General features: G+C 36.2%; 22 protein-coding genes. 11 read left to right on the top strand and 11 right to left on the bottom strand.

What is annotated here, in order from left to right:
- The 4 genes from QV04_RS11660 to QV04_RS08075 all read left to right on the top strand — a co-directional run.
- The coding region (locus tag QV04_RS11660) for an autotransporter domain-containing protein (RefSeq protein ID WP_197494816.1) at nucleotides 1-906 on the top strand (906 nt) is incomplete at its 5' end.
- Between the two features lie 363 nt (nucleotides 907-1,269).
- Nucleotides 1,270-2,283 carry a factor H binding protein domain-containing protein gene (locus QV04_RS08080; RefSeq protein ID WP_156548353.1) on the top strand — a complete coding sequence of 338 codons (1,014 nt, stop codon included), beginning with the start codon at nucleotides 1,270-1,272 and terminating at the stop codon, nucleotides 2,281-2,283.
- A 53-nt stretch (nucleotides 2,284-2,336) separates the two neighbouring features.
- The gene (locus QV04_RS11335) at nucleotides 2,337-2,867 is read left to right on the top strand and encodes a hypothetical protein (RefSeq protein ID WP_082985592.1); all 531 of its coding nucleotides are present in this window, start codon (nucleotides 2,337-2,339) and stop codon (nucleotides 2,865-2,867) included.
- A 6-nt stretch (nucleotides 2,868-2,873) separates the two neighbouring features.
- Nucleotides 2,874-3,734: a surface lipoprotein assembly modifier gene (locus QV04_RS08075; protein WP_082985591.1), complete on the top strand. Its 861-nt coding sequence runs from the start codon at nucleotides 2,874-2,876 to the stop codon at nucleotides 3,732-3,734.
- Between the two features lie 119 nt (nucleotides 3,735-3,853).
- Here the strand turns inward: QV04_RS08075 and asnS are convergent, their stop codons facing one another.
- Nucleotides 3,854-5,257, bottom strand: a complete 1,404-nt coding sequence (asnS, locus tag QV04_RS08070) for an asparagine--tRNA ligase (RefSeq protein ID WP_065231513.1) — start codon at nucleotides 5,255-5,257, stop codon at nucleotides 3,854-3,856.
- Nucleotides 5,258-5,527: 270 nt separating this feature from the next.
- Here asnS and QV04_RS08065 point away from each other — a divergent pair, with 270 nt between their 5' ends.
- Complete coding sequence (locus QV04_RS08065; RefSeq protein WP_065231512.1) at nucleotides 5,528-6,733, top strand: ROK family protein; 1,206 nt, start codon at nucleotides 5,528-5,530, stop codon at nucleotides 6,731-6,733.
- 175 nt (nucleotides 6,734-6,908) lie between these two features.
- Here QV04_RS08065 and QV04_RS08060 read toward each other — a convergent pair whose 3' ends face one another.
- Both QV04_RS08060 and QV04_RS08055 read right to left on the bottom strand, forming a co-directional pair.
- Nucleotides 6,909-7,961 carry a Gfo/Idh/MocA family oxidoreductase gene (locus QV04_RS08060; RefSeq protein ID WP_065233369.1) on the bottom strand — a complete coding sequence of 351 codons (1,053 nt, stop codon included), beginning with the start codon at nucleotides 7,959-7,961 and terminating at the stop codon, nucleotides 6,909-6,911.
- A 15-nt stretch (nucleotides 7,962-7,976) separates the two neighbouring features.
- A complete protein-coding gene (locus QV04_RS08055; protein ID WP_065231510.1) occupies nucleotides 7,977-9,365 on the bottom strand; it encodes an MATE family efflux transporter in 1,389 nt (462 codons plus the stop codon).
- Nucleotides 9,366-9,430: 65 nt separating this feature from the next.
- Here QV04_RS08055 and QV04_RS08050 point away from each other — a divergent pair, with 65 nt between their 5' ends.
- A complete protein-coding gene (locus QV04_RS08050) occupies nucleotides 9,431-10,045 on the top strand; it encodes a riboflavin synthase (RefSeq protein ID WP_039132927.1) in 615 nt (204 codons plus the stop codon).
- Between the two features lie 35 nt (nucleotides 10,046-10,080).
- On the opposite strand, the gene purR is transcribed toward QV04_RS08050, so the two are convergent.
- The 8 genes from purR to thiI all read right to left on the bottom strand — a co-directional run bounded on the left by purR (nucleotide 10,081) and on the right by thiI (nucleotide 19,858).
- Nucleotides 10,081-11,085 (bottom strand): HTH-type transcriptional repressor PurR, encoded by a 1,005-nt coding sequence (purR, locus tag QV04_RS08045; protein WP_065231509.1) that lies wholly within the window; start codon nucleotides 11,083-11,085, stop codon nucleotides 10,081-10,083.
- Nucleotides 11,086-11,281: 196 nt separating this feature from the next.
- Nucleotides 11,282-12,094, bottom strand: a complete 813-nt coding sequence (gene trpA / locus QV04_RS08040) for a tryptophan synthase subunit alpha (protein WP_065231508.1) — start codon at nucleotides 12,092-12,094, stop codon at nucleotides 11,282-11,284.
- Complete coding sequence (trpB, locus tag QV04_RS08035; protein WP_065231507.1) at nucleotides 12,094-13,290, bottom strand: tryptophan synthase subunit beta; 1,197 nt, start codon at nucleotides 13,288-13,290, stop codon at nucleotides 12,094-12,096. The genes trpA and trpB overlap by 1 nt, the downstream gene beginning before the upstream one ends.
- A gap of 9 nt (nucleotides 13,291-13,299) precedes the next feature.
- Nucleotides 13,300-14,724, bottom strand: a complete 1,425-nt coding sequence (gene trpCF, locus QV04_RS08030) for a bifunctional indole-3-glycerol-phosphate synthase TrpC/phosphoribosylanthranilate isomerase TrpF (RefSeq protein WP_065231506.1) — start codon at nucleotides 14,722-14,724, stop codon at nucleotides 13,300-13,302.
- Nucleotides 14,725-14,734: 10 nt separating this feature from the next.
- A complete protein-coding gene (gene trpD, locus QV04_RS08025) occupies nucleotides 14,735-15,736 on the bottom strand; it encodes an anthranilate phosphoribosyltransferase (protein ID WP_065231505.1) in 1,002 nt (333 codons plus the stop codon).
- 48 nt (nucleotides 15,737-15,784) lie between these two features.
- Nucleotides 15,785-16,366, bottom strand: coding sequence for an aminodeoxychorismate/anthranilate synthase component II (locus QV04_RS08020; RefSeq protein WP_039151406.1), 582 nt, complete (start codon nucleotides 16,364-16,366; stop codon nucleotides 15,785-15,787).
- Between the two features lie 13 nt (nucleotides 16,367-16,379).
- Nucleotides 16,380-17,915 (bottom strand): anthranilate synthase component I, encoded by a 1,536-nt coding sequence (gene trpE / locus QV04_RS08015; RefSeq protein ID WP_039172657.1) that lies wholly within the window; start codon nucleotides 17,913-17,915, stop codon nucleotides 16,380-16,382.
- Nucleotides 17,916-18,400: 485 nt separating this feature from the next.
- On the bottom strand, nucleotides 18,401-19,858 hold the full coding sequence (gene thiI / locus QV04_RS08010; protein ID WP_065231504.1) for a tRNA uracil 4-sulfurtransferase ThiI: 1,458 nt from the start codon (nucleotides 19,856-19,858) through the stop codon (nucleotides 18,401-18,403).
- A gap of 133 nt (nucleotides 19,859-19,991) precedes the next feature.
- Between thiI and xseB the strand changes: the two genes are divergently transcribed.
- The 5 genes from xseB to QV04_RS11970 all read left to right on the top strand — a co-directional run.
- Nucleotides 19,992-20,270: an exodeoxyribonuclease VII small subunit gene (gene xseB, locus QV04_RS08005; RefSeq protein WP_039172645.1), complete on the top strand. Its 279-nt coding sequence runs from the start codon at nucleotides 19,992-19,994 to the stop codon at nucleotides 20,268-20,270.
- Between the two features lie 27 nt (nucleotides 20,271-20,297).
- Nucleotides 20,298-21,185: a (2E,6E)-farnesyl diphosphate synthase gene (gene ispA, locus QV04_RS08000; RefSeq protein ID WP_039132886.1), complete on the top strand. Its 888-nt coding sequence runs from the start codon at nucleotides 20,298-20,300 to the stop codon at nucleotides 21,183-21,185.
- Between the two features lie 19 nt (nucleotides 21,186-21,204).
- Entirely contained in the window at nucleotides 21,205-23,067 is a 1,863-nt protein-coding gene (gene dxs / locus QV04_RS07995) for a 1-deoxy-D-xylulose-5-phosphate synthase (RefSeq protein WP_065231503.1), read from the top strand.
- A complete protein-coding gene (locus tag QV04_RS07990) occupies nucleotides 23,067-23,381 on the top strand; it encodes a TfoX/Sxy family protein (RefSeq protein WP_065231502.1) in 315 nt (104 codons plus the stop codon). The genes dxs and QV04_RS07990 overlap by 1 nt, the downstream gene beginning before the upstream one ends.
- A 213-nt stretch (nucleotides 23,382-23,594) precedes the next feature.
- Nucleotides 23,595-23,681 (top strand): transposase-like zinc-binding domain-containing protein (locus tag QV04_RS11970; RefSeq protein WP_419177514.1); only part of this gene is annotated, 87 nt, incomplete at its 3' end.

Genomic DNA, 23,681 nt, shown 5'->3' with positions numbered 1-23,681 from the left:
GAACGTTTAGCGAAAAAGCAAGCAGCAAACATTAGTTCTACTGCGAATATGATGCTTTCTGAATTTGCAGCAGGAGTTAATATTAATTTGCAGTTTGCAAGATTATTGAATCAACAACTTGCAACAAAAAATAATAAAACAACAATATGGACTAATTTTGCCCAACAAAAAACCAGGCATTTTTCAGATAATTACCGAGCTTATCAACAAAATTTAAATATTAATGAAATCGGTATCCAAAGTTTAATTAATGATAAAGGGCAGAGTGTTGGTGCGATTTTCTCGAATGCTTATGCGACTAACTATTTATCTGATAATGCGACAAGTACGACAAAAGTAAACCAAGTGACCTTATATTTAAAGCAACAATTGACACCTAAGAGTTTTGTTACTATGGATATTAGTTATGGGCGTTCTCATAATGAACTGAAATTAAAAAAACAGAATGAACATTTTCATCGTCAAATGTATAGTATTGGTTTAGGCTTTGGTCAATCTTTTTCATTATTCGGCATTGAATTACAAACATTATTAGGAATGAGGAATTATCATTATAATAATGTAAGTTATCAGTTTAATGGTATTAATATAAATACTAAGGATTTGAATTTATTAAATTATTATTCTGAATTGACAATAGCAAAAATGTGGAGAGTTGAGGATATAGAGTTTAAACCATTAATATCACTTCATTATGATAATTTTGTGCAAAGAGAGCTTAACGATAAAATGAATATTGATAATATCAGTTTGAAACAAGATTTTGGCGAAAGTGTATATTATGAGACCGGAATCGATATTAATTTTTACCAAAAGTGGCAGATTTCTTCTCGTTTAGGTGTAGGGAAAGGAAATAATTCACGAAAAGCAAAAAATGCAGAAATTAAACTGTCCTATTTATTCTAATAAATAACAATAATATGTGCCTATCTTGCAAAAGAAAAGGCACATTTTTATTTATGTTTAGGAAGATACTTTTATAAAAAATAAAATTCTTAGTATGTATTAGTTGATATGTATATTTTTTTATGGATAATACTCATTGTTTTAATCAATGGGAGAAAAAAATGACCTTCAAAAAATTAATTATTACCAATGCGATTGTTTTAGCTTTAACCGCCTGTGGGGGGGGGTAGTAACAATATAGACAGATCTAATGTTGAACCAATTATTCCTAATCATCCTCAAGATCAAACAAATAACGTTTCAACCTCTACTGATACCACTCAAAAAGACAAACTCAAGAAAGCTCAAGCTGAACTTGAAATATTGAAAAGATCACAAACAGAAACGCAAAATAAATTAACCGAAACTTCTAACAGCTTGAAAAAAACAGAAGAGAATTTGGCGAGAAAAACTGCTGAATTTGAACACCTAAAAAACTCACAAGCAACAACAGAAAAACAACTCACAGACGCATTTAACAGCTTGAAACAAATCCAATCTGATTTAAAGGAAAAGGAAAGGGTTTTTAAAGAATTACAAATACAAAATCAACACATTACAGCTCAATTAGAATCTAAATTACAAGAGCTATCTGAAACGCATCAAAAATTAACCGAACGTGAGCAACTTATTGAAATTATTAACCAAAAAATGAGTGATACCGTAGAGTCAATGGGGGCAACTTTGAATAACCCGTGGCTGATGGAAAAACCTATTAACCACGATCAATTACCTCAAAATCAATTGTATACACAGCCTGTAATGGCTCTTTATCCTTTAGGCGAGGATAGTGAAGGGATGTTGGTTGGTGATAGATATCTTTATAAACAACAATATTCTGTCGTTTATGCTAGAAATTGGTTAGCTTCTTTGCCTGATGGCGTTTTATCAAAAGGAGGGCGTTTCTCTGTTAATGGCATTGGTAACTTATTTGAAGATGAACCGACAATTCTCCCAAGTGAAGGTTCAGCAACGTATCGAGGAAAAGCATTTAATGCGAACAATATGGGAGATTTAACTTATCGTGTTGATTTTGAACAGCGAACGGGGCAAGGGGAAATCACTAATTTTTCAAATAATAAAGGTCATATTACCTTACATCAAGGCTCAATTAATGATCAGGAAATTAAAGCTGATGCATCAATGGCAGGCGGAATTACAGGAAAATATACGCTAGGTTTCTTTGGGCCAAATGGGGAAGAAATTGCTGGTGATCTTTATATTGATAGCTCGTTAGACAATAGTATTCCTGCTAACGGAGGCACACGAAAAAAATATGAGGCAAAAAATAGAGGCGTAGCATTTGGTTTAGCAGCTCAAAAAGAATCACAACAGTAGAAATGCAATGCCGTTTAAATACATTTTAAACGGCATTTTTAAGTATTAAAGCAATGAAAAAATTATTGATCACCAGTTTTGTCATTTTTGCATATTCATTAAATGCTGAATCTTTATTACGGCAAGATCCAATTGATTTTTCGCAAGAAGGTAATATTTCATTACCTACACAGCTAAAACCCAATGCTAATTATCAAAAAATGCCAATGATTCCTATGGCATTGCCAATTGATTCACAAATTCAATCTGCGATTTTACAGCAACAATGGGCATTATTACCTAGATTATTAAGGCAATATCAACAACAGGGACATTATGATCCTGCGTTGTATCATTATGCGTTAGCTGCCTATTATTTCAATACGTTACAGTATGATAAAGCTATTCTGCATTATCAAACATTATTAGATTTACACCCTGAAGTCATTTACCCTCGCTTTGATATGGCAGTGATTTTTTTTGAAAATTATCAATATTTACAAGCCAAGCAACAATTTGAACGTTTAATGCTTAAAGCAGATGGCAAATTAAAAACATTGATTGAAGCCTATTTGCAAGAAATTGAACATCGTCAGCAATGGTAGCCCTATGTGAATTTTCAATATGTGAAAACAGATAATGTGAATAATGCTTCTTCTGAACGAGAGATAACTATTAATGGTAAACCGCTTGTAAAAGACGAAGAATCACTTCCTCAATCGGCACAAGGTGTTCGGTATGCGTTTGAACTTGAACGAATAAAAAATATAACAGGCAATCATTTTTGGCAAACGACATTAGGATATAACGGGGTTTACTATTGGGATAATCAATATTATAACGAACAAACTTTACATTTTTCATTAGGCTATATGTGGAGAGATGCTCAGTTTATTGGAAAAATTATTCCTTTTGTTGAACAGAATTGGTTTGGCGTTCATCGTTACAATCATCAATTTGGCGTAAAGTTGTTTAGCCAAATTCAACTTTCTGAACACTGGCTTTGGCAGAATCGTTTGGCAAATATAAGAAAACATTATGCTGATACTAGTTTGGCAGATCGTTATAATGGTAATGAAAACACTGTTTCGACCACTATAATTTGGCAAGATAATACACATTGGCAATCTTGGCTTAATTTAGAATTGGTGTCCGATCGTTTAAAAGAGAAATCTTCATCATCGTTGAAATGGGCAAGTGGTTTTGGTATTACTTATTATCAAAAACAATGGGGTACACAAATCAATGTTCGTTATATAGATCGTCATTTTGCTGATCATCACTATTTAATGCATTTAAAACGGCACGATAGAGAATATCAACTAAATGGTGCGATTTGGTATCAAAAATTATCTTGGAGAGGCTTCTTGCCTAAATTACATATCCGCTATCAACGGATAAACAGCAATATTCCTGCACTTTATAGCCGAAAAAATCAGGAACTCTTTTTTACGATAGAGAAGCAATTTTAGTAAAATGCTTAATGTTAGAAATAAAGGTAGTTAAATTAATGGACTGAATCCCGATCAATACAGGATTCAGTCCTTAAAATAGCAGTCTAACTTTTCGGTGTCAGATCATATTTTCGTTATTAGAAATTTGCATTTCTTGGGGCGCGAGGGAACGGAATGACATCACGAATATTTTGTACGCCGGTAACATAAACAATTAAGCGTTCAAATCCTAATCCAAAACCTGAATGTGGCACCGTACCGTAACGGCGTAAATCACGATACCACCAGTAGTCTTCTTTTTTCAAACCCATTTCATCCATACGCTGGTCAAGAATATCCAAGCGTTCTTCACGTTGTGAACCACCAATAATTTCACCGATTCCTGGTGCAAGAACATCCATTGCAGCAACGGTTTTACCATCATCATTTAAACGCATATAAAATGCCTTTATATCTTTAGGATAATTTTTCACAACAACCGGTGATTTAAAATATTCTTCTGCAAGATAACGCTCGTGTTCAGAAGAGAGATCAATTCCCCATTCAACAGGAAATTCAAATTTCTTACCAGATTTTTTTAGGATCTCAATAGCGTCGGTATAATCAACTTGTGCAAAATCAGATGAAATAAAATCTTGTAGACGGGTAATTACAGTATTGTCGATATGTTTTGCAAAGAATTCCATATCATCCATACGTTCATCTAATACTGCTTTGAAAACGTATTTCAACATCTCTTCTGCCAGTTTGGCATTATCAGCTAAAGTGGCAAATGCCATTTCAGGTTCAACCATCCAGAATTCAGCTAAATGACGAGTGGTGTTGGAGTTTTCTGCACGGAATGTTGGCCCAAAAGTATAAATTTTACTTAATGCACAAGCATAAGTTTCACCATTGAGTTGTCCGGATACAGTGAGGAAAGATTCTTTGCCGAAGAAATCTTGGCTAAAATCAATTTCACCTTGTTCCGTTTTTGGCAAATTAGTTAAATCTAAAGTTGAAACACGAAACATTTCACCAGCCCCTTCAGTATCGGAAGCGGTAATTAATGGAGTCGCGACCCAATAAAAGCCTTGTTCATTGAAGAAACGATGAATAGCTTGTGCTAAACAGTGACGTACACGTGCAACGGCACCTATTAAATTAGTCCGTGGACGTAAGTGCGCCACTTCACGTAAATATTCAACGGAATGGCGTTTTGCTGCCATTGGATAAGTATCAGGATCTTCAACCCAACCGCAGACTTCGACTTTTTGTGCCTGCATTTCAACCGACTGTCCTTGTGCTGGAGATTCCACCACTTTGCCGGTTACAATTACGGAACAACCGGCGGTTAAGCGAAGAATTTCAGACTGATAATTTTCGATTGTTTGTTCAATTACTACTTGGATTGGAGCAAAGCAGGAGCCATCATAAACAGCAAGGAAAGAAACACCGGCTTTTGAATCACGACGGGTACGTACCCAACCTTGTACAGTTGCGCTCTCACCAATCGCAACCTCACCTTTTAAAATTTGAGCAACAGATTTAGCTTGTGTCATAGTTACCTCAGTGAATTAATCAATTTCTTGTTTTTCATTAGGTTGGTCATTCTACAATACTTTCCCCACCTGATAAATGCACAAAGCGACAAAGCGGAACAAATTATCAACAAAATTTAAAAATTAAAAAAGATTTGAGAAATAAAATGTGATATTTAACGCAAATTTGATCCAACCCACTTGAGATAAGAGAAAAAAATTCGTATAAAGCTAAATTTATTATCTTATGGAGTCAAACGCCTTTAGTTTTGGTTGTTTGTTTAAAGGATTATGGCAAAGCAGTTATTGAATTCACCGCAAAAATTACAACATTTGGGTATGATCTATCGTTTGATAGAACAGTTCGATCTTATTTCTCGGATTGATTTATCAAAAATTTCCGGTTTGGCACCTGCAAGTATTACCAATTTTACTCGTGAATTGATTGATCTTAAGTTGGTAATAGAACGTACTACACAAACGCCTATTGTTAGGGGGCGTCCTGCAGTCGGGTTAGCAATATCTCCTTTTCATTGGCAATCTATTTGTGTTGTGTTAAGCGAGTATGAGATGAAAATCTTTCTCTGTGAACTGAATGGGAAAGTAGTGCAGGAGAAGCATTATCCAATTTTGGTAGGTCAACATTCTGATTTGGCTCAGTTGTTGATAAGAAATTTGACCGATTTTCAAACGACATTTCAGAGATATATTGTACAGATTTTTGCTATATCAGTGACTATTATCGGACAGCTTAACCGTTGGCAGAGCGGTATTGTTCGCTTAGGTCGTAGCGTAATAGATATTGAATTGCAATCTGTTTTACACCAAACTTTCCATTTGCCGATTATTTTGTCTGAATATTTTTCCTCTTGGGTTTTTGCCGAATCTTCGTTAGGGGGAGCGATCAGTAGTGATAATGTAATTTTCTTACAAATTGATGACAGTATTAATATAAGTGTTTTGATTAAAGGCAAAATGTTGCAAGGAGATAAACAACAGAGGATGAATATTGATCGTGTTTGTCTTCCAATATTAAGTCCATTAGCGAATATCATTGGTGAACGTTTACCGGCTGAAGCTCGTCAGCAATTACAACATCACGTCACTTACTCTGCAATTTATCAGCTGATTGATAATTTATTACCGAATCAGCTTGAAGATAATGAGCAAAAAATTCGATATTTATGTGAACAGGCAGAGCAAAAAAATGAAAAAGCAATAGAAATTATCCACTATGTTGCTGACAATATTTCTTATGTATTAATGAATTTAGTAAACATATTTTCATCAGATAAAATAATGGTCAATTCGAGTATTATCGGTTCACATATTTTGTTTGTCGAAAGATTAAAACAGAAGTTAAATGATAATCTGCTGTTGGATCAGCATCAAGTTGATGTCATTACAGGTCACTATTCACAAAATGATGCAGTTGTTGCTAATGCAATGGTAAAAAAATATCTTTATAGTGGTGAATTGATAGATTCATTAAACTAGTATTTAAGCTAAACCCAGAAAGAAAAAACCCCCGTTCCAAGAGAGAACGGGGGGAGGTTTCAATGAATAAAATAAAAAACATCTGCTTACGCATTTGCAGTCACTAGCGATTACTAAGACCGTTATAAAAATAAAAAGTTCCAAAAATTTTAAAAATATTTGAAATTTATTTATCTTATTGTTTTATATTGATTTTTACTCCAGTTTCTGCACTTTGGTATACTTTTTCAATCAATTCTAAAACAATGACAGCCTGATCAGCAGTGACGGCAAGCGGTTCATTAGAAGTTAATGCCTCATAAATATTGTCATAGTAGGCTTGATAATTACCATTGACAGTTTCTAACTGAGTGCGAATATGGACACCGTTAATTTCAGTGTTCAAAAATCCCCAATATATTTTATTTTCTTTATTCCAGTTGCCTTTCGGTTCAATGCCAGCAATAAGAAGCGGCTCCTGATTATCCAATTCATATTTGACATAAGAGCCTAAAGTGCCGTGCAGAGCAATAGTCGGCCCTTTTTCACGTACATACTTACTCGAAGACATCACCACTTTTTTATCATCATAATAAAAATAGATCTGAAAATTATCTTCGCCAAGAGAACCTGGATGTTGGTGGCGTAAATCAGCATAAAGCGCTTTCGGCAAACCGAATAAATGCACCACACCGTCAATTAAATGCACACCTAAGTCGTAAACTAAACCAACTCCACGCTCACCGGTTTCTTTCCATTGTTTACTGTTTTTAGCTTGTGTATAACGATCAAAATGAATTTCATAATCGACAATATCGCCTATGAGATGATTTTCGAGAACTTGTTTGACCGTTAACACGCCATTATCCCAACGGCGATTCTGATAGACCGATAATTTTACTTGTTTTTGTTGAGCTAATTTTACTAACTCTTTTGCTTCCGCTGAAGTTGTACTTAGCGGTTTTTCAACAATGACGTGTTTCCCTGCCATAATTGCCTGTTTGGCGAAAGCGTAGTGTGTCAGATTTGGTGTAGTGATAATGACTAAATCAACATCATCTGCCAGTAAATCTGCAAAAGTACGCACGGTGGCAATTTGTGGAAATTTTTCCGCCACTTTGTTGCCTCTACGCTCAAAAATTTTAACAACTTTAAAACGTGGATCACGCATTAAAAATGGTAAATGAAAGACGTTGGCGGACATACCAAAACCGGCAATACCGACACGAATAACTTGTTCTGATTGCATAAAAATACTCCTTTTTTATTTAATCTTATCCAAATGAGCCAATAGCACTTCATCGGGTAAATTTTGGATATGACGTAAACGTAAAAACAGCAAAATTGCTGCGGTGGTTAAACAAAAAACAAAGCCAATCCAGAAACCTTTCGCTGTCATATGTGGCACAATCCAATCAGTCATTCCTAAAATATAGCCGACCGGCATTCCAATTACCCAATAACCGAAAAGTGAAATCCATAATACTGATTTAGTATCTTTATAGCCACGCAAAGCGCCGCCAATGATGGATTGCACCGTATCAGAAAATTGATATAGTGCGGCGAAAATTAAAAGTGAAGATGCCATCATAATCACTTCAATATCATTGACGAAAATAGATGCAACCCACTCTCTGAATAATAGAGTTAGAGAAGCGGTAAAACAAGTAACAGTTAAACCGAAAAAGAGAGCACAATAAGTAAACTGTTTTGCTACTGCCGGCTTGCCTTTACCTAAATTTTGCCCAACGAGGATTGTAGTTGCCATTGATATAGACATTGGCAACATATAAATGAATGAACTGGTATTCAACGCAATTTGATGGCTAGCTATAATTTCTGCACCAAATGGCGAAATTAATAATGAAATGATACAAAAAAGCAACACCTCACAACAAATTGCTACCGCAATAGGAAATCCTAATCGAATCAATTTACTCAAAGTTTTCCAATTCGGTTTTTCAATAATATGTGCAAAAATTTTCAGATCACGCTGACTCGGCACTTTGTAACAATAAATTGTGATTAAAATAAAGCTGACCCAATTCAAAATCATTGTCGCAATTCCACAGCCAATTGCGCCGAATGCCGGTATCCCGAATGCCCCGTAAATAAAGATATAATTGAGAGGTACATTGAGTACCAAACAGGTAAAGGCAATCACCATCGCCGGTTTTGTTTTAGCAATACCATCATTTAAACAGCGGAAAGTAATCATTAATAAATAGGGTAATGCGCCAAAGGCCATTACTTTTAAATAACTAGTCGTGATATGTGCCAGTTCTTCATCCATTTGCATATAGTCAATGATGAAGTGAGCATTATAAACAATCAGAAAAATAGGAATACTGATAGTAAATGCTATCCAAAAGCCCTGCCGAACCTGATGTGCAATCAAATTGCGTTTGCCGGAACCATTTAAATAAGAAATGGTTGGTGGTAAGGCTAATAATAAACCTTGACCGAATAATAACAAAGGAAACCAAATAGAAGCACCGACAGAAATCGCTGCCATATCTTTTGCACTAACACGCCCTGCCATTATAGTATCGATCAATCCCATAGAGTTTTGTGCAATTTGTGCAAGCAAAATAGGCGTAGCTAATTTAATTAATTCAATAATTTGTGTTTTATATCTTTGCCAATTTGTCATAAAATGCCCGATATTCAGTTGCTATCGTTATAGGAATAACAATATCATTTTTATAAGAGGGAAATATGTTTACTGGAATAATTCAAGGAAAAGCAAAAATCCAAGAAATTAAAAGTAAAGGCGACAATTTTAGAACACACGTTATAAAAATGCCACAGGATTTACTTGCCGGATTAGCATTAGGAGCATCTGTTGCACATAATGGCGTTTGTTTAACAGTAACGGACATTCAAAATGATTTGATTAGTTTCGATTTAATGCAAGAAACGTTACGAGTTACCAATCTTGGTCAACTTAGAGTAGGGGATGAAATTAATGTTGAACGAGCGATGAAAATCGGTGATGAAGTGGGTGGACATCTATTGTCAGGGCACGTTTATTGCACCGCTTCGGTCGCAGAAATTATTCAATCACCGAACAACTGCCAAATATGGTTTACTTTACCGAATCAGGATGTAATGAAATATATTCTGACAAAAGGTTATATTGCTATTGATGGCATTAGTTTGACCATTGGTGAGGTAAAAGAGCAATCATTTTGTGTTAATTTAATTCCAGAAACGTTACAACGTACCATTATCTCGCAAAAACAGGTCGGAGATTTAGTTAATATTGAGCTGGATTCTCAAACACAAGCAGTGGTTGATACGGTTGAACGTTATTTAAGCCAACAAAAATAACGAAAAAAGTGCAGAAGATTCTGCACTTTCTATGATTAATTTACTTTTTTCACCGATTTACGAATGACCAATTCAGGATGCATTTCAATTTTTGCCGGCTCTTTATTTTTATCAGTCATTCGAGCAATTAACAGATCCATTGCCATAATGCCCAAACGCATTTTGGATTGATGAATTGTTGTCAATGGTGGGGCATAAAAGCGAGAAGCGTGAATATCATCATAACCAATAATGGAGATATCTTGTGGCACAGACAGCCCTTTTTCACCAATGGCGGAAATTGCACCTAAAGCCATAACATCATTGCAACAAAAAACAGCAGTCGGCAGGTTATTTTGAGCTAAAATTTTATTCATACACTCAAATCCATCTTCTGGTTCAAAATGCCCCTCTAGCACCCAGTCCGGATTAATACTTAATCCCTTTTCATTCATTGCTTTTACATAGCCATCATAACGTGTTTTTGCTGTTGTTTTATTGAGATCACCGGCAATAATTCCGATTTTTTTATGTCCACAGTCAATTAAATATTTAGTTGCTAAATAACCACCTTCAAAGCTATTATCTTGAATTACATCCATTTTTGAATTGTTTGGTCCCCAATCCATTACTACTAATGGTAGGGTAGAAAAGCTCTCAAACAAGTTCACTGAATCTTGAGTATACTCAGAACACATAACTAAAATCCCATCAACCCGTTTTTTAACCAACATATCTAAATGATTACTGATTTTTTGGAAATTATTCTGTGTATTACATAAAAACAGAGAATATCCCCGTTGATAACAATATTCTTCCACGGCATGTACAATTTCTGCGAAATAGGGTGTTTCACTGGTGGTAATAATCATACCAATTGATTTAGTTGTATTCACCTTTAAACTGCGTGCTACTGCACTTGGCGAGTAATTTAGCTGCTGAATCGCATCTTGAACCAACTTTGACGTATCTTCAGACACAAATCTGGTTTTGTTAATCACATGAGAAACCGTTGTTGTTGATACGCCTGCTAATTTAGCGACATCTTTAATTGTAGCCATTCTTACCTCCAAAAAATTTGCGCTATTATAAAGATAAAATCACGATTTGTGACTTTTTTTATCCATTTTGTGCATCAGATCACAGAAATTATTGTGTTTTTGTAGATAAAAGCAGGATCATTATTGTAGGTTAAGAAAATAAAAAGTGATTTTATGAATAACGGGGCGAATAATGTGAAAACGCCCCGATTTGATTTTATACCAATTCAGTTGCAGCTTTCATATTTCGCACAAATTCAGCTAATTCGACAAGGCATTGAGGATGGTTATTAAGATTCCGTTCGATAATTCTAACCACTGCAGACCCTGAAATTGCTCCGTCCGTACCAGAAGTAATTGCTTCCTGAACTTGTTCCGGTTTAGCAATGCCAAAACCTTGTAAAATAGGTGGCGCATTATGTAATTTTAGGCGAGAAATAAGATCTTCTAAATTGCTTGCGTGTGCTTGATTTTCAGCACTGGTAACGCCTGCACGTGACACAAGATAAGTATATCCTTCACTATTTTTCGCTACACCATCAATCGTTTTTTCGCTAGCATTCGGTGGGCAAATAAATACCGGCTGAATACCATATTTTTTCGCTGTGGTAACATAAGGTTCCGCAGCAAGTAGAGGCACATCGGCAACCAGTACCGCATCAACGCCAACTTGTTGGCAACGTTGATAAAAACCATCTAATGTTTTGGCATAGATTAAATTGGCACAAAGTAATAGACTGATTGGAATTTGTGGATATTTTTGGCGTACTTTTTCTAATAATTGAAAACAGGCATCAGTACTGAATCCGGCAGATAATGCTCTGTTATTCGCAGCTTGGATTACCGGCCCGTCTAATAAAGGATCTGAAAAAGGAAAACCTAATTCTAACGCATCGGCACCGTTATCGACTAAAGTACAAATAATTTCAAAAGAGCGGTCTAATGTTGGATCGCATAATGTCACAAAAGGAACAAATGCTCCCTGTTTTTGTTGATTTAGTTTTTTAAAAAGTTGATCAAAACGGCTCATTAGTTCACTCCTTGTGCATTTAGGATTTTATCTACAGTGAAAATATCTTTATCTCCACGTCCAGAAAGATTAACTACCAAAAGTTGTTCTTTTTCTGGGTTCTGTTTTATCAATTTTAAAGCATAAGCTAAGGCGTGTGAGGATTCTAATGCTGGAATAATGCCTTCATATTGTGCCAATTGCTGGAATGCATCAAGGGCTTCATCATCAGTAATAGAAACATATTGCGCACGTCCTATACTGTTCAAATAAGCGTGCTGTGGCCCAACGGACGGGAAGTCCAACCCAGCAGAAATAGAGTAGGATTCTTCGATCTGACCATCTTTTGTTTGCATTAATGGTGATTTCATTCCGAAATAAATACCAATAGAACCGTGTCCAAGCGGTGCGCCGTGTTCTCCAGTTTCAATTCCTTTACCTGCCGGCTCAACACCGATGAGTTTTACTGACTCTTCTTTAATAAAATCAGCAAACATTCCAATTGAATTTGATCCTCCACCAACACAGGCAATCACAGCATCCGGTAAGCGTCCTTCACGTTCAAAAACTTGACGTTTGGTTTCTTCACCAATCATTTTTTGAAATTCACGCACAATAGTTGGAAACGGATGCGGACCGGCAGCAGTACCTAATAAATAATGAGCTTTATCGTAATTGGCTGACCAATCGCGCATTGCTTCGCAGCAAGCATCTTTTAACGAGCAGGAACCTTTATTAACGGAAATGACCTCTGCCCCCATAAGGCGCATTCTGAAAACATTTGGCGATTGACGCTCAACATCTTTTGCTCCCATATAGATACGACATTTTAATCCGAGCATTGCACAGGTCAGAGCAGTAGCAACTCCGTGTTGTCCGGCACCGGTTTCAGCAATAATCTCAGTTTTACCCATTCGCATTGCCAATAATGCTTGACCTAATACCTGATTGGTTTTGTGTGCACCCCCGTGTAAAAGATCTTCTCGTTTTAAATAGAGTTTGGTTTTTGTATCTTTAGTTAAGTTACGGCACAAAGTTAATGCGGTCGGGCGACCGGCATAATTTTGTAGCAAATCGTTAAATTGTTTTTGAAATTCCGGATCCTGACGCGCCTCAACAAACGCTTTTTCTAGTTGTTGTAACACTGGAACAAGAATTTCTGGCACATACATTCCACCGAATTCGCCAAAATAAGGGTTTAATAATGTATCACTCATAACTTCATCCTAATAATTGATAATTTGTTGGAAAATGGTATGTAATTTATTCGCATCTTTTATGCCCGGTTTACTTTCCACACCGGAATTAATATCTAAACCTAAACAAGATTGAGACATCGCAGCATCCACATTATCACTGTTTAGACCACCAGCAAGCATAATTTTCTGCTTCCATTGCGAAGGTAAAAGAGTCCAATCAAAAATTTTTCCGGTGCCACCTTTTTGTAATTTTAATTGTGCATCAAAGACATAACGGTCGATATTTTCATCAGGATTAAATTGAAAATACGAATTTTCTACGTCAACGCTGATTGCCTTCCAAATTTGACATTTCGGCGGTAATTGTTGGCGTAATCGCTGAATAAAATTGCTATCTTCGTGACCGTGTAACTGAACAGCAAATAAAGATAATTGCTGACTTAATTTCACAATCATATCTACTTCTTGATCCTGAAAAACACCAACATAACGTAACGGTGCTATAGTACTGATCTCTTGAGCCTGCCTTAAACTAACACAACGAGGAGAATGTTGAGCAAAAATTAAACCACCATATAATGCTCCTTCTTGATATGCCTGTTTAGCATCTTGCGGACGAGTTAAACCACAAACTTTGTTTTCTCCATAAATAATGGCTCTAACGGCAGTGTTTAGATCATCACTTCCCATTAAACTACTACCAATTAAAAAGGCACTAGCTACCTGTTTTAATTGTTGTACTTGTTGGTGAGTATAGATACCTGATTCGCTAATGACAATTCTATCTTCAGGAATTTGTGGGGCAAGATCTAATGTACGTTGTAGATCAACAGAGAGATCGTGCAGATTACGGTTATTAATTCCAATCACCTTTGCCCCTAGATTGATTGCACGTTTCAGCTCTTCCGGATTAGACGTTTCTGTCAATACTCCCATTCCTAGCGAATGCGCAAGATCCGCCAATATACGATAAGTATCATCATTTACTACAGACAACATCAATAAAATGGCATCCGCTTGATGATAACGTGCTAAATAAACTTGATATTCACTTATCATAAAATCTTTGCAAAGAACAGGTTGTGAAATACGCTGGCGAACACGTGGTAAATAGGCAAAATCTCCTTGGAAGTATTTCTCATCGGTTAGAACTGAAACCGCTGTAGCATAATGACGATAAACATCAGCAATACCTTCTAAATCAAACTCTTTTCTAATTAATCCTTTTGAAGGAGAAGCTTTTTTACATTCTAAAATAAATGCCGGTTGTTGCTGAGTCCCTTTGGCTAATGCTTGATAAAAATCACGATCACTTTTTGTCACTTTTGCCTGAAACTCTGCCAAAGGAAATTTTTGTTGCTTCTGTTGTACCCAGATTAATTTATCTGCCACAATTTTTTGCAATACTGTCGCTTTATGTTGCAATGTTTGTGAAAAATTTTGTGTAATCATTGTTATCTCATTAATATTGTGAAAGTTTTTCTAATGTTTTATAGGCGTTGCCACTGGCAATCTGTTCCAATACTTGCTGTGTCGTTTGTTTTAGATCTTGATAACCGAAAAGTCTTAAAAGCAGAGCAGTATTGGCAGCGACTGCATTAACGTGGGCCGGTTCGCCTTTTCCTTGTAATAATGCGCGAATATATTGTGCATTTTGTTCCGGTTCACCACCGCGAATTGCATCAAGTGGTTGCGGTTTTAATCCGAAATCTTCTGCGGTTAATGTATAGCGTTCGATTTTACCTTGATAAATTTCAGCTACTTGTGTTTCTGCGTGTAATGCTACTTCATCCAAACCGGCGCCGTGAACGACAATACTATGTTTATGACCCAATGTTAATGCAGTTTCAGCATAAGGTTGTAGCAATTTTTCATCATAAACGCCTAATAGTTGATGCCTTGGTTTTGCCGGATTAATCAATGGCCCAAGGATGTTAAAAATGGTTCTGGTTTTTAACGCCTGACGTACCGGCACTGCGTGTTTAAAACCACGATGGTATTGAGGGGCAAATAAAAAACAGATGCCGATTTCATCCAGTGCTTTATGTGCAATAGCTGCATCTAAATCTAAACGAGCACCTAATGCTGCCAATACATCGCTTGATCCGGTTTTACTGGAAACGCTTCTATTACCGTGTTTGGCGACTTTTGCGCCCATACTGGCGGCAATAATGGCGCTGGCAGTAGAGAGGTTGATGGTATTTGCACCGTCACCGCCGGTACCGACAATATCGGCAAAGACATAATCTGGTGTAGGGAAAGGTTCAGCAGCTGCTTGTAATGCGGTTACCGCACCACTGATTTCATCTACTGTTTCTCCTTTGAGTTTCAGTGCTATTAATGCACCGGCTAATTGTTCATTAGATAATTCACCTTGTACGATCGCACTAAAAAGTTGTTTGCTTTGTTCACGAGACAGGGAAGTGCCATTAAATAATTGTTCTAATATTTGTTGTGTTTCCATTATTCTTGTCCTCAAGTTTATTTAATTTTTGTTGTTTCTATAGTTGGCTTAATGAGCTAATAACCAATCAATGGTCTGTTTTAAAAGTTGTCCACCTTGTACGGTTAAAATAGATTCTGGGTGAAATTGGAAGCCGCAAATCGGCAAGGATTGATGACGAACCGCCATCACAATATGATTATATTCTGCGTTTACAATCAATTCGGATGGCAAGTTGCTCCCCATTAAAGAGTGGTAACGAGCAACAGAGAGTGGATTAGGCAATCCGGCAAACATTGCTTGATTGTCGTGCGTAATTTTCGATACTTTTCCGTGCATTACTTCACCGGCGTGGACAATTTCCCCATCGAATGCTTCAATAATGGCTTGATGCCCTAAACAAATGCCAATAATTGGGCACTGATGTTTCAATGCATTGATTAACGGCAACATATTACCCGCCTGCTGAGGATTTCCGGGACCGGGAGAAAGTGCCAAAATAGTATCAGATTGCGCTGTTGCTGCTTTAATCAACGTATCCAATTCGCAATCGTTACGATACACTGTCACGTTATGTCCAAGCACACGAAATTGATCGACAAGATTGTAGGTAAAAGAGTCAAAATTATCTAAAAAAAGAATATTAGCCATAACAAAATCCTTACTATTGGCAATTTGTCTGTTTAATTGCCTTAATCACGGCAGCCGCTTTATGTCTGGTTTCATCGGCTTCCATTTGTGGGTCGGAATCCAATACTTCGCCGCAACCAGCTTGAATATAAGCTGTTCCGTTTTGCACAAAAGCAGAGCGAATCACAATGCAGGTATCCAGATCACCTTCCGAGGAGAGGTAACCAACCGCACCACCATAACTATGGCGGCGTTGTTTTTCCACTTGATAAATCAGTTGCATTGCTTTGATTTTAGGCGCACCGGTTAATGTTCCCATATTCATACAGGCTTGATAAGCGTGTAGCGCATCCAATTCAGGTTTAAGTTTACCGACAACTCTCGATACTAAATGCATAATGTGAGAATAACGATCAACTTGCATAAGTTCTGCAACGCGGCGTGTTCCGCTTTCACATACGCGAGCAATATCATTTCTAGCCAAATCAACTAACATAAGATGTTCAGATTGTTCTTTATGATCCAAGCGCATTTCCAGTTCCAAACGAGCATCCAATTCAGGATCGATATTACCTTGCGCGTCAAAGCCTCTTGGACGAGAACCGGCAATCGGATAAATCTCCAATTGACGGGTAGCTTCAGTATATTTTAATGCGCTTTCAGGTGAAGCACCGAACAGGGTAAATTCTTCATCTTGCATAAAAAACATATAAGGGCTTGGATTATTATGCTTTAATTGATGATAGGCTGCTAATGGGCTAGGGCAGTCAAGCGAAAAGCGACGAGAAGGTACAATTTGGAAAACATCACCGATATTAATGTGATGTTTTAGGCGTTCAATAATAGTTTTAAAAGCCTCATCTTCGATATTGACTTTGACTTCAGTAGAAGCGTTTCGACGCGATAATACAATATTATTATTAGATAAAGCCGAAACTATCTGTTCTGCTTGTTGCTGTAATTTTGTTCTATGTTGTTCAGAAAAAGCGTAAGTATAAAGTGTTGCCTGTTCACTTTGATGATCGATCACAATTAATTGTTCAGCTAAGTAAAAGCTATAATCCGGAGAAGTCAAACCATCATCTTCTAAATAAATGTCTTGCATTGGAATGAAATTAGCCACTAAATCATAAGCAAAAAGACCCCCTAGTAAAATTGGTTGAGAGTAGGGTTGATATTGCTGTAATAAAGTTCGCAATCCATCAAATATGGTAATGGTTTTTAATTTACTGTCTTCATCCAACTCATTATTTAATAAGGGAAAAATAACGCTTAACTGATGTGTTGAGTGTTGGGTTTGCAATGTTGTATTAATAGAAAAATGTTGTTGAAGTTGGGCTAAAACATCCGTTCCGTTCTCAGTTAAAGCAATAAATTCTACAGTTTGTTTTCTACATACCACTTTTACTGCGGTTTGAGCAATTAACAAACTTTTTAGGCTGTTTTTACTGCCAATTTCAGCAGAATCTAATAAAAGTGTGTTTGGTTTATTCTCACAAAGACGGGCAAAAAGAGAAGTTGTGTCCGCTTGATAGGGAATAGTTTGTTGGATAACGTCTAAAAAAGCCACGATAGCATCCTCTCCGATATTATTTTGTACTAGCAAAATAGTACAACTACAAAATTTGATTTGCAAGCGCCTTTTAAGAAAATTAAAAAATTGATAGAGCGTGATAACGATTGTATGTTTTAAATTTTTGAGAAATGTCATCACTATAAATAGAAAATAAGAGAGGAAATCGGAAACGCTGTAACAAAATGGACTGTGACAAACAATATTTATTATTTAACATAATATACATTATATTTATAAAGAGACAAGGTTTAAAAATAACGTATTTTATGTTAAATTATTGAGATTTCTTTAATTTAATAAGTATAATTACCATAATTTTATATCTCAATATTTTGTAAAAATAGAAAACAACGGCTCGTTGTTTGAAGATTTGGCTATATTTGACCGTAAAAAAATTTGCACCCTAAGTTAGATGATAAGTCCGACTTAGGGTGCAAATCATTTTTTTATTTCTGACAAAAAATCATTTTTTATTGTGGCTAGCTTTTAGCTTTTCTAAATACGCTAATATTTTTAAATCCCTGCTCTTTTAAATATAACGCTTGAAGACGACTCATTACACCTCGTTCACAATATAGAAAATATTGCTTATTTTGATCTAATGATGGAAATTGAGTTGACAATTTATAAAATGGAATATGAAGAATGGTTTGGCCATTCAGCTGTAATGGATACTCCTCGTGTTCTTCCGGACTTCTAATATCAATAATGACGTCATTACCCTGTAACACAGATACCATTTCAACCTCAGGAACTTCCCTTTCTGTTTGTTCGGCGATCTGTCTAATATCCAAATATTGTGCGTTCCACACAGCATCTTCCAACAAAGAGAAGTCAAAATTAGCTTCTTCGAGTTCAATTTTTTCTTTAATTGCTTTTACAGTAGGATTTTTAGAAATTACGCCACAAAATTCCGGCATAGATTTTGCAATATCATCCGTACCTATTTGTTTTGCCATTTCAATGATTTGTTCTTTATCGCTAGAAATTAAAGGACGCAGAACCAAACAATCTGCCGCTTCATCAATTAATCGCAAATTAGTCAAAGTCTGACTAGAAACCTGACCTAATGCTTCTCCGGTCACAATTGCCTGAATTTGAAAACGGTTTGCAACTTTACTTGCTGCTCTAACCATCATCCTTTTCAGTACTACGCCCATCTGACCGTTATCAATTTTTTCTAAGATTTCAGCCACAACTTTTCCAAAATTAATCGCAACAAAACGGACTTTATGCGAACTACCGTAACGATTCCAAATATGGTATGCCATCTGTTTTACACCGATTTCGTGAGCCGCACCACCTAAATTAAAAAAACAGTAATGTACACGACAACCACGTCGTAATAACATATAACTAGAAACACCGGAATCAAAACCGCCTGAAATCAATGATAAGACATCTTCTTGTGTTCCTATCGGATAACCTCCAATTCCTTCTATACGCCCTTTGATCAACATAACGTGATCATTATCAATTTCAATTCTCACCGTTACGTCCGGATGTATAAGCTGTACTTTTGCAGATGCAATATGTTGATTCAGACCTCCCCCGATATAACGCTCTGCATCTAAAGAGGTAAATTCGTGTTTTCCTTTGCGTTTTACACGAACACAAAAAGTTTTGTTTTCCAATTTATTCCCGATATCTTCATATACAATCTGAAAAATATCTTGCAATGTAGAGAATGGCTTCTCTTCAACTTGTAAAAAATGATGAATTCCCGGAATTCGTTGTAGCAACTCTGCCAATAGAGGATATTTAGAATTATCCTTTGTTCTAACTTCTATATAATCCCAATGCTTAATTACAGCAACCTGATCATCATATTTATTCAGAACATTACGGATATTTCCTGTTAAAATTTTTATAAAGCGCTTACGTACGGAATCACTTTTAATCATGATTTCCGGAAAAAGTTTAATAATAAATTTCATATTGTTTCATTGGATTATAAAAATAAGCGCATATTCTACACGAAAAATCGAATAAGCGTAAAAAATACACCTCATTTATAAGGAAATTAGGTACAATAACAACCGTTTGAATAGATTAGGTACTATCATCGTTATGGCAAAAAAAGCACAATCATTAAATTTTGAAAATACTATGATAGAGTTGGAAAATGTTGTCCATTGTTTGGAACAGGGGGATTTACCCTTAGAAGAAGCTCTATCCCAATTTGAACAAGGTATTAAGTTAGCGAAACAGGCTCAAGAAAAGTTGTCAAATGCTGAACAACGAATACAAATTTTATTGGAAAAAAACAGCTCTGCTCCATTAACCAATTTCTCAGTATCATCACCTTCTGAAGAGATTAAAAAAGATGATGATGAGGAAAACTTTTGAAAAAAATCTTATTAGGATGGATCTTTTATGTATCAATTTTCTGAGGATTTAATTGCCTTACAACAACGCAATAATCAATTCCTACAAGAACATTTAGCACGACTGGAAAGTTCCCCAGCACCTTTAGCAGATGCAATGCGTTATAGTTTATTGCTAGGTGGCAAACGAATCCGTCCTTTTCTTGTTTATGCCACCGGAAGAATGCTAGGTGTTGATTTAACAAAGTTAGATCATATTGCTGGTGCAATCGAATGTATTCACTGCTACTCTCTTATTCACGATGACCTACCCGCAATGGATAATGACTCGTTACGTCGTAACAAACCAACTTGTCATATTGCATTTGATGAGGCAACAGCAATTCTTTCAGGTGATGCATTACAAAGTTATGCTTTTGAACTGTTAGCAGAATCTCCTATACCAGACCGACAAAAAATTTTACAATTTCGGTTATTAGCCAATGCATCAGGAGCAGAGGGGATGTGTTTAGGACAAAGTTTAGATTTAATCTCAGAAAATAAACAGATTGATCTAATAGAGTTAGAGCGAATTCATAAAAATAAAACGGGTGCATTAATTACTGCTGCCGTTTTACTAGGATTTTATGCCTCTCCCTATTATCAAAATGAACAAATTAAACAAAAACTTATTTCATTTTCTACTGCGATTGGTTTAGCATTCCAAGTACAGGATGATATCTTAGATATTACTTCCAGTAATGAAGAGCTTGGAAAAAATGCTGGTTCAGATTTGAAGGCACATAAAAGCACTTATCCCCTATTGCTTGGTTTAGATCAAGCGAAAGAAAAAGCCTATTCACTTTATGACTCTGCGAAATCAATTTTATCTGAATTAGAGTTTGATACCTCAGCACTAATGGCATTGGCAGAGTTCATTGTAAAACGGCGAAACTAATTTTTATGGATTATATAATATGTCAAGTTATCCACTTTTATCACAGATCAACTCCCCAGATGATTTACGACTATTACCCAAAGAGCGGTTGCCTGAACTCTGTGAGCAACTTCGCCTTTATCTTTTAGACAGTGTCAGCCAAAGTAGTGGGCATCTCGCATCTGGTTTAGGCACTGTAGAACTTACAGTGGCATTACATTATGTTTTCAATACACCATTTGATCAATTAATTTGGGATGTTGGTCATCAAGCATACCCACATAAAATCTTGACTGGACGCAGAGACCAAATGAAAACTATCCGCCAAAAAGATGGGGTGCACCCTTTTCCTTGGCGTAGTGAAAGCCCTTTTGATGTATTAAGTGTTGGTCATTCTTCCACTTCAATCAGTGCCGGTTTAGGGATTGCCATTTCCGCACAACGAGAAAATGCAGGAAGAAAAACGATTTGTGTGATTGGTGATGGAGCAATTACTGCTGGAATGGCTTTTGAAGCGATGAATCACGCCGGAGCTTTGCATACCGATATGTTGGTGATTTTAAATGATAACGATATGTCTATTTCTGAAAATGTTGGTGCATTAAATAACCATCTTGCTCGTCTACTCTCTGGCTCTTTTTATTCTTCATTACGCGAAGGTGGCAAAAAAATCCTTTCTAGCTTACCGCCAATTAAAGAATTTGTGAAAAAAACAGAAGAACACGTAAAAGGATTTGTTTCCCCGGGGGGTACATTATTTGAAGAGCTTGGTTTTAATTATATTGGCCCAATTGATGGACATAATGTTGATGAATTGATTTCAACGTTGAAAAATATGAGAACCTTAAAAGGGCCACAATTTTTACACGTTATTACCAAAAAAGGAAAAGGATATGCTCCGGCAGAAAAAGATCCTATTGGTTTTCACGGCGTCCCTAAATTTGATCCACTTAGCGGCGAGCTACCTAAAAATAAGTCTACTCATCCAACCTACTCTTCCATTTTTGGTCAGTGGTTATGTGAAATGGCAGAGAATGATCCGAAATTAATTGGCATTACACCGGCAATGCGTGAAGGATCAGGTATGGTGCAATTTTCGCAACGTTTTCCGGATCAATATTTTGACGTGGCTATTGCCGAACAACACGCTGTTACCTTTGCCGCCGGTTTAGCTATCGGTGGATATAAACCAGTAGTAGCAATTTATTCCACTTTCTTGCAACGAGCTTATGACCAAGTCATCCACGATGTAGCTATTCAAAATTTACCTGTTTTATTTGCTATCGACCGTGCCGGAATTGTCGGTGCAGATGGGCAAACCCATCAAGGTGCATTTGATTTAAGCTATTTACGTTGCATTCCAAATTTAATTGTAATGACGCCAAGCGATGAAAATGAATGTCGCCAAATGCTCTACACCGGATACCATTGTGGACAACCTGCCGCTGTGCGCTATCCGCGTGGCAATGGAACTGGTGCAGAATTACAACCGCTACACGCTTTAGAAATAGGTAAAGCTAATCAAGTCAGAAGTGGTGAAAAAGTAGCCATTTTGAATTTCGGCACATTATTGCCGGAGGCATTACAAGTTGCTGAAAAATATCATTATGCCGTGATTGATATGCGTTTTGTTAAACCTATCGATAAAGAATGTTTAGCTAAAATCAAAGATCAATATACATTAATTGTGACTTTGGAAGAAAATGCGATACAAGGGGGTGCTGGTTCTGCTGTTCTGGAGGTCTTGGCTGAATTAGGAGGATATATGCCGCAGGTATTGCAATTAGGTTTACCCGATTATTTTATTCCTCAAGGTACACAACAAGAAATTTATCACTTATTAAAATTAGATGCAGAAGGTATTGAGGAAAAAATTCAAGAAGTATTACTAAGGGGAAAATAATGGCTTCAACCGAAAGTTATTTATATTTTGTTCTTGATCAACTAAAGGATTTAAAAACAATAACTTATAAAAAAATGATGAGGGAATATCTTCTGTATTATCAAGGTAAAGTCATTGGTGGAATTTATGACAACCGGTTGTTATTGAAATCCACCCCTAGTACCACTTTATTAACAATGCATATTAAACAAGACTTCCCTTATCAAGGGGCAAAACCAATGTTGTTAATAGACGATAAAGATATAGAAAATCATCCTTTTTTAACTAAACTTATTCAAATTATTAGTAAAGATTTAGAAAAATTACCCAACTAAATGGCAATTTAGATAATAGAATTACTATTTATTGAATGGTTTGTATAACTTGTAACTTGATTATTAGTTCGTTTAGTATGAAATATCGTTATCGGCTACTTGTTTGTTTGAAAGTTCTAATTACAAAAAATCGGCATAGTAGACAAAATTGTTGCTAAAAAGTGGCTTAAAGCCTTATAGTACAAGGCTTTAAGCCCTCTTTTTGAAATATGAATAAAAAACTGCTCATTTTGCCAAAGTGCAGAAATAAAGAAACATGGCAAATTAAATAATTTTCAACGTTATTTTTGTCACCAATGC

Source organism: Gallibacterium genomosp. 1 (assembly GCF_001678575.1).
GTDB lineage: Bacteria > Pseudomonadota > Gammaproteobacteria > Enterobacterales > Pasteurellaceae > Gallibacterium.
Note: the sequence above shows the minus strand (reverse complement) of the source record. Positions and strands in the feature narration are given on the sequence as shown.